Genomic DNA, 6,184 nt, shown 5'->3' on the forward strand with positions numbered 1-6,184 from the left:
CCCGGCCCACCCACGACCCCCGAACCCCAGCCCGGCCGCCTCCGGCCCCCGTGCCCCCACCCGGCCGCCCTCCGCGCCGCCCACCCTCTCGGGTTCAGGCAAGTCAGATCGCCTCCAGGACCGGCTCGGAGGGCCGGCCGTCCGGCGTGTCCGCCTGGACGGACCCTTCCCCGGCCGGCCGTATGGGCCGACGCCCTCCCACTCGGGGGATCTGGGGTTCGGCCTGCCCGGCCGCCTGGAGCGGCCGAGATCCAGGCGGAACGTCGAGCGATCCCCCGGCCTGCCCTGGCTTCTCGGGCGACAGCGAAGGCCGGGGCGCAGACGGACCGTCGAGCGAATCCCTGGGCCGTGCTGGCCGCTCGGGCGGCGGCAATGGGCGGGGCGCGGGCAGGTCGTCGGGTGGTTCTCCGGGCGGTTCTGGCGCCTTCGGGGGCTGGTGCTCAGGTGTGTCGTCGAGTGGTTCGGGGGCGTGCTCTGGCTGGTCAGCGGCCCTCCCCCTGCCCTGCTCGTTGAGGAGAGAGCGTCTGCCGGGTTCGAGCCGCCAAGCCCGGTAGACCTCCACCTCGTACGTGCTGGCGCCTCCGGTCGGACCTCCCCAGAATCTCTGGTGCAGAGCCCCCTCGACGCTGATCACATCGTCGACCCGCCACCCCGCGACCCGAGCGCCGACCTCCGGGTCGAAGGTGACGCAGGCGATGCCGTCGGCCTTCTTCCCGCTCGGATGCTCGGGCGGGCGGCGCACCGCGACCCCCCAGAGCGTCATCCGATCACCGCTCGGCAGTTCCCGGCCCCGTGGCGGCTTGGAGAGCCGGCCGACGAGGGTCACCTCATTGCGATGCATGCGATCCCCTTCCCGATCCTGGACGAGGACCATTGTCGGAGGAACCCGCCACCACCCTGAATGCCGAATGCGATTCTGTGGAAAACGCCGAGTATCCACAGGTCAGAACGATGACCATGGGCCTTCAATCCCCGCCAGAAGAACCCGGCACAAGATGACATATACCCGAGACAAATACTTATAGGGCTATGTCAGAACATGGGAGTGAAGGTCGATAGCTAAGCGCGCTGACACCCCCGATCTGTCATACATCCGACCGCACGAAAGCCACATCACAGACCCGAACAACACATCAAGGATGTGCTCCAGCCACCTTCAAGCCCGCCCTGGCGCCCGACACCTCCGATCACCCCGAGCCCCCGGCGCACAAGACCGCCGGACGCCCGCCCAGGCCGGACCCTCCTGAAGATCACCGGAAGGCGAGAAGACCCACTGGCAGGACCGATCCGTACATGGGAAGACACGCTCGTGACCCCGTCAGGTCCCGTGCCCTACGCTCGTCAGCGAACGCGGCTCGAACCCAGGGACCGGACCCAGGGGACCAAGGGAGTGACCTGTGGACAACGTGACACCGCTCGGCGGCGACGTCTACGAGATCGACACGCGAATGGCCGGATACGCCGGAATCACCGCCGGCTACCTGATCCTCGGCGACCGGCCGTGCCTCGTCGAGACGGGCACCTCCACGTCGGCGCCCGTCGTCCGCGACGCCCTCACCTCACTGGGGGTCGGCCCCGACGAGCTGGCCACGGTGGTGGTCACCCACATCCACCTGGACCATGCCGGAGGCGTCGGCGACATCGCCGGCTACTACCCGTCCGCCGAGATCGTGGTGCACGAGAAGGGCGCACGGCACCTCGCCGACCCCGCGCGGCTCATGGCGAGCGCCCGCATGGTCTGGGGGGACAAGCTGGACAGTCTCTTCGGAACCCTCACCCCCACCGACGTGGCGCGCATCCGCGCCCTGGGCGACACCGGTTCTGTCGACCTCGGCGGCGGGCGAACGCTTTCCAGCCACTACTCCCCCGGCCACGCCAAACACCACGTCGGCCTGCTCGACTCGGCCACCGGAGACCTCTACGTCGGCGACGCGGCCGGCGTGTACCTCCCCGAGACCGGTGATCTGCGTCCCGCGACCCCGCCGCCGGACTTCGACCTCCAGACGGCCCTCGACTCCGTGGCCCTGTTCGGCGATCTCGGCCCGCAGCGGCTGCTCTTCAGCCACTACGGGCCGGTCACGGACGTCGCCACGACGTTGGAGCGCTCGGCCGAAGAGTTGCGCGTGTGGGTGGACCTCACCCGGCAGGCGCATTCCGCGGGCATGGATCTGGACCACGCGGTGGCGATGGTGCGCGACAGGACACGTGAGCGCTATGTGGCGCTCGCGTCCGGAGACGAAGAGACGGCGGAGCGATTCGAGCTGCTCAGCGGCGTGCCGTCGAACGTGAGCGGCATCATGCACTGGCTCGACCGCGCCAAACCCAAGAATGAGTGAACAACCAACCGGTTCGAATCCGCAGGACCACGCATAGGATCGGCCCGGCATGGGAACGATGGGTGGCGGGCGCCGCACGCCTTCACGTCCGGCGGCGCCCACCACCCCTCGTCAGCCTTCTCAGTTCTGAGGGGCCTACCGGCGGTCGTCCGGCTTCCCGTCATCGATGTCATCGATGTCGTCATCAAGCTCGTCGTCGAGAACATCCCCCCGAACGGACCCGGTCGAAACACCGAAATCCGGCTCGATGAACGCCGGGGACATGCCAGGCTCCAGCCGCGCGTTCCTCAGCTCGGGCACCACTGCCGGCGGACCGTCGGCGACCACGGGCTTCGCCTCGGGCACCGGACCGGCCGTGAAGCGGACACCGGACCCGATCTCGGGCTCGTCACCGATGGCGGCTCGCCCGGCAGGGCCGTCCACCTCGGTCACCGACTCCGCTGAGGCGGGGTGCGCAGGCTCAAAAGTGTCCGCTGAGGCGGCATTCGCCCGATCAGGCACGTCCGCCGTGTCCGGCACATCGCCGTCCAGCACGTCGTGCGTCCCATCGGCCGCCGAAGCCACGGGTTCGTCCTGGGCTTCATCGATCAACGCGCCCGGCACCTCGCCGGCCGAGACACCCGGCTCTTCGCGGGGCGACTCAACGCCGTCCGCCGCCAGGTCGTCCTCGTCCCCCACGAGATCGTCCTCTGCCAGATCATTCTCTGTCAGATCAGCCGCGTCCACGGCCGCGTCGATCCGCTCGGAACGGTCGTCTCCAGACGGCGAAACGCTCTGATCCACGGCCTCGCCCGGCCGCCGCGTGTCGCCGGCACCGAGATCGTCGAGGTCAACGGGGAAGTCCTCCTCGTCGTCCTCGCCCTCCGCGTCCTCCAGGTCCTCGATGAGCGAGCCGGTCAGCTCCGCGTACCGCTCGGCCGCGTCCGTCTCACCGTTCTCGTCGAACGTCATGGCGCGCTCGAACCAGTCCGTCGCCGCCCCCTCGTGCCCCGCCTCGGCGAGAGCGTCGGCGTAGGCGAAGGCGAGACGCGCCGACCACGGCTGCGGCTCCAGGTTGCGCAGCTCCGGCACCCGCTGGAGCGCCACGACCGCCGCGTCGTGCTGCCCGAGGTCGCGTCGCGCCCCCGACTCGACGATGGCGAGCTCGATCTTGCCCGCCCGGTCGAGACGCTCTGCCTCACGTGAGCGGACCAGGTCGAGCGCACGCTCCGGACGGCCGAGGCCACGCTCGCAGTCGGCCATGATCGGCAGGAACTCGTCCGACCCGGTCAGCCGCCGCGCGGCCCGCAGGTCGCTGAGCGCCTCCGCGTAGTGGCCGGCACGGTAAGCCGCCAGGCCGACCGCCTCACGGACGACCCCGATGCGCGCGGCGAACCGTCGCGCCACCTTGGCGTGCTCGTAGGCGAGCGCGGCGTCCTCTTCACCCAGAGCCCGCTCGGCCGCCACGAGGTGGCAGGCGATCATGTCCGCGAGGTCGTTCGGGAGCGAGCGCAGCTCGTCCCTGACGTCCTTCTCCAGCTCCTCGGCGGTGATGTCCGCCGCCAGCTCCGGCAGCGGGACGCGCTCCTCGCGCGGGGCGCGATCGGTGTCGCCGCCACGGTCACGGCCGTACCGGGCGCGGGTGCCGGCGCCGTCGGCGTTCGACGCGCCGTCCCTGTCCCGGTTTCCGTACGTGCGTCCCTGGTCGCCGCCGGAGGGGCGTCCCTCACGGCTGAACGGGCGCGGCCCCGAACTCGCCCGGTCGCCACGGTCGTCCCGGCTGAACGGGCGCGAACCCGAACCGGCGCGGTCATCGCGGCCCTCGCGGGTGAACGGGCGGGACCCGGAGGCTCCGCGATCGTCACCGCCGGCGCGGTTGAACGGACGCGACCCCGAACCCCCGCGGTCGTCACGGCCCTCACGATTGAACGGGCGCGAACCCGACCCACCACGATCATCCCGCTGGAACGGACGCGACGGCCGGTCACCGGCGTCGCGACCGGACGAGCGGTCGTCGCGGTCACGCGAAGCGGGCGGACGCGTTCCTGCGCCGCCCCTGTCGTCCCGGCTGAACGAACGCGGCGCCGCCCCCCGGCGGTCGTCGCCGCCGTCACGGCCGTACGAACGCGGCGCGGAATCGCCACGATCGTCGCGGTTGTACGGACGCGAGCCTGAAGCTCCGCGATCGTCACCGCCGGCGCGGTTGAACGGTCGGCCGCCACGGTCGTCGCGGTCGAACGAGCGGCCACCACGGTCGTCGCGATCACGCGAGCCCGGGGCGCCCGGCGGGCGGCCCTCGCTCCGGTTCCCGTAACGGGAGTCCGGCCGGCCGCCATCACGATCGGGGCGGTCCCCGCCAGAACCGTACGAACGGCCGGTTCCACCAGAAGAGCCGCGATCGTCGCGGTACGGCGGGCGGCCGGCGCCAGAGCCACCGCGGTCGTCACGCCCCGAGGGACGGCCACCACCGGCGTCCCTGTTGAACGGACGGCGCTCACCCGAACCGGGCCTGTCGTCACGGCCGTAAGAGCGTCCGGCCGGCCCGCCACGGTCGTCGCGACCGTACGAACGGGCACCCGGGCCACCCCGGTCGTCGCGATAGGCCGGGCGGCCCTCGCGGTCGTCACGGTTGTACGGACGCGGGGCCGATCCGCCGCGGTCTCCGCCGCCCTCGCGGTCGAAGGGACGCGAACCCGCGCCACCTCGGTCGTCCCGCTGGAACGGCCGGCCACCGGACTCGGACGGCCGCCCGCCACGGTCATCACGATCACGCCACCTGGGCGGACCCGCGGGGCCGCTCTCACGACGGTCCCCGGAACGGGCGTCCGACCGGCCCGCGTCACGGCTCGGGCGGTCGTCACGCGACCCGTACGAGCCGGGGCCGCGGGCACCAGGTGCGCGATCACGGTCGGCGGGGCGGCTGTAGGTACGCCCGGCGCCGCCGCGGTCGTCACGGTCGAAGGGGCGAGCGGGCCGGTCACCCCGGTCGGCCGGAGGGCCGCCGGAGGAGGCTCCACGGCCCTCACGGTCGGAAGGTCCGCCGCCGCCGCCACGGTTGTCGCGCTGGAACGGACGGCCCCCACGAGAATCACGGTCGCGAGATCCATACGCGCCGGAGGGGCGGCCTTCGCGCCGCTCACCGTACCGGGGTCCGTCACCTGGGCGTCGTTCGCCGCGGGCCTGCCCGCGGTCGCCATCAGCTGGCCGGCCGCCTCCGGTCGCCTCGGAGCGGCCACTGGGTGACCCTCCGGCGCCCTCGCCTGAACGGCTGCCACCGTCTTCGGGGCGGCCCGAGTCCTCACGTCCGTTATCTCTGTTCACTTCTGTCCTTCGTTGCTCACTCACCGCGTCCACTGTGATCCGCGTTGACCCACTGCGCCGACCATGTGCGGAGGGGACGGTCCGTCCGGCCGCGGGGCATAGGCCCGTTCACTCTGTCGCTGTCCGCCCTAGGCGCTTTACGCGACAAAGGCCACCCGTGGTGGGGTGGCCCGGCACCTCCAGCCTAGCAAGGCCTCACACCCCCCGAGCCCTCCTGAGGGCAGGCCGCCGGCTCATCTCCATGACCACCGACCGCAGTCGACGCCTCACCACGGCCTGGCCCACCGTCATGACCACCATCACGTTGACGCCTCGCCGAGGCGCGCGAATTCCTCGTAACGCAAGAAAGGCCACCCACATCGTGGATGGCCTGGTAAAAGCAGGAAGGGCCGCCCACACCGTGGACGGCCCCTACCTACATACACATATATCAAGTTTTGTCCGGCGGCGTCCTACTCTCCCACACCGTCCCCGGTGCAGTACCATCGGCGCTGGAAGGCTTAACTTCCGGGTTCGGAATGTAACCGGGTGTTTCCCTTCCGCCATGA

At 71.4% G+C, this 6,184-nt stretch carries 3 protein-coding genes and 1 rRNA gene; 1 reads left to right on the forward strand and 3 read right to left on the reverse strand.

Going from position 1 to position 6,184, the window contains the following annotated elements; genetic code table 11:
- Nucleotides 1-103 precede the first annotated feature (103 nt).
- Nucleotides 104-841 carry a single-stranded DNA-binding protein gene (locus tag NYZ98_RS41000; RefSeq protein WP_262850923.1) on the reverse strand — a complete coding sequence of 246 codons (738 nt, stop codon included), beginning with the start codon at nt 839-841 and terminating at the stop codon, nt 104-106.
- A gap of 556 nt (nt 842-1,397) precedes the next feature.
- Here NYZ98_RS41000 and NYZ98_RS41005 point away from each other — a divergent pair.
- The gene (locus tag NYZ98_RS41005; RefSeq protein WP_262850926.1) at nt 1,398-2,336 is read left to right on the forward strand and encodes an MBL fold metallo-hydrolase; all 939 of its coding nucleotides are present in this window, start codon (nt 1,398-1,400) and stop codon (nt 2,334-2,336) included.
- 135 nt (nt 2,337-2,471) lie between these two features.
- On the opposite strand, the gene NYZ98_RS41010 is transcribed toward NYZ98_RS41005, so the two are convergent.
- Entirely contained in the window at nt 2,472-3,782 is a 1,311-nt protein-coding gene (locus NYZ98_RS41010; RefSeq protein ID WP_262850928.1) for a tetratricopeptide repeat protein, read from the reverse strand.
- Between the two features lie 2,293 nt (nt 3,783-6,075).
- Nucleotides 6,076-6,184, reverse strand: a 5S ribosomal RNA gene (rrf, locus tag NYZ98_RS41015); the annotation flags it as partial.

Origin of the sequence: Sphaerisporangium corydalis (assembly GCF_025506355.1) — a bacterium.
Taxonomy (GTDB): Bacteria; Actinomycetota; Actinomycetes; order Streptosporangiales; family Streptosporangiaceae; genus Sphaerisporangium; species Sphaerisporangium corydalis.

What these genes read in the sequence shown, in the direction of transcription:
- NYZ98_RS41000 (WP_262850923.1), bottom strand. Translation starts at nt 841, where the DNA reads ATGCATCGCAATGAGGTGACCCTCGTCGGCCGGCTCTCCAAGCCGCCA.